At 39.8% G+C, this 1,342-nt stretch carries 2 protein-coding genes; both read right to left on the bottom strand.

The window, feature by feature from the left end:
• Positions 1-226: 226 nt before the first annotated feature.
• On the bottom strand, positions 227-481 hold the full coding sequence (locus tag ABD036_RS19055) for a hypothetical protein (protein ID WP_343862778.1): 255 nt from the start codon (positions 479-481) through the stop codon (positions 227-229).
• A 160-nt stretch (positions 482-641) separates the two neighbouring features.
• A complete protein-coding gene (locus ABD036_RS19050) occupies positions 642-1,199 on the bottom strand; it encodes a hypothetical protein (RefSeq protein ID WP_343862776.1) in 558 nt (185 codons plus the stop codon).
• Positions 1,200-1,342 lie beyond the last annotated feature (143 nt).

Below are 1,342 nucleotides of genomic sequence, written 5' to 3'. Positions count from 1 at the left end.
AAATAGTTAAAAAGAAACCAAATAGCTTATGCTTCCTTTTTAGTTTGTTAAGATCTAAAAGCCAACTATTCATAGTGAACTCACATTCAGTTAAATTAACTCTACATTAGAGCTAAAAACATAACGCCCTGCTAAGGGGCAGTTGCGAGTGTTGTTGGCGAAGCCAGCGAGCAACTGTCCCGCAGCGTTTTTTGCTGCATACTTGAGCAGCTTGTTATGTGAATGTTCATTTATTGTCATCATGTTTAGAGTCTAATTTTGCTAACCAATTATTTAAAAGTTTGAGCTTCTGTTCCGGCAAAAATAAACATATAAGAAGACTTAGCCATACAACCCCTTCGAAAGTAATCGTAAAGTAAAAAAATGTGGGTTCTTTATTAATGTTACCACCGCCACTTTTTACGAAAGCATCCCCAGTGTAAATTTCATAACCTAATGAAATAGATACAACAATAAATACAAAGCCAATAAACAATCTCAAAAATTTCTTATCCGCATTGGGGGTTTAAGTACACATTCACGCAAATTCACATAACGCTTTGCCAAGGGGCAAATGCGAACGTTGTTGGGCGAAGCCCAGTGAGTATTTGTCCCAGCCGCGTTGTTTGCGGCGAACTTAGGCAACTTGTTATGTGCCATTGCTAACAATTTAGTGGATGCAAAAAATAACCGCTTGATTTTTCGAAACGCATGCTTGGTACAGATAATTTTTCCCCGTTTATTATTATGTTGAGGTTTTCGATCGTTAGCACTTTAAAATCCGTGGTAGGTAACAAGATAGATTCAAAGTACTCATCTTCTATATTATCTGAATTATTTTTCATGATAGACCCAGCATGATACTCGGCTGTTTGATAATCATCGCCTCGGCTTACAACCCGAGCAAAGGAACTTATAGTTAAATCAATATTTTTATCTTCAGCGACTGCAATAATGGCTTGTTGTGGCCAAATCACCTCAGAGCCTTCTGGCACTGTGAATGTAACAGAGAAAAAGCGCTTCTCTCCATATATACGAATTGAAAACTTGGCAATTACATCCTTGAAGTTCAATACCAGAGTGTTATCTGCGCCGACCTCTCCTCTACAGGACTCCTTCTCAACAGAGCCGCCGTCTGCGCTTGGGAAGTAAAAATCTTCATTGATAACAGCACATGAGCTAAGGGCTAACAGGGTTAATAAAGTAATCAGTATTTTCAAATCAACCTCTTGGCACATAACGCTTTAGTAAGGGGCGCAGACTTGTTGGCTAAACTGCGCGAAGCGCCAGCCAACGAGTATGCGTCCCAGCCCAGCTTGCTGGGCGAACTTGACTAACTTGTTAGGTGATTTACTTTGGCACA

This window comes from Aliiglaciecola litoralis (assembly GCF_039523355.1).
Taxonomy (GTDB): domain Bacteria; phylum Pseudomonadota; class Gammaproteobacteria; order Enterobacterales; family Alteromonadaceae; genus Aliiglaciecola; species Aliiglaciecola litoralis.
This window is presented reverse-complemented; position numbering and strand designations above follow the sequence as displayed.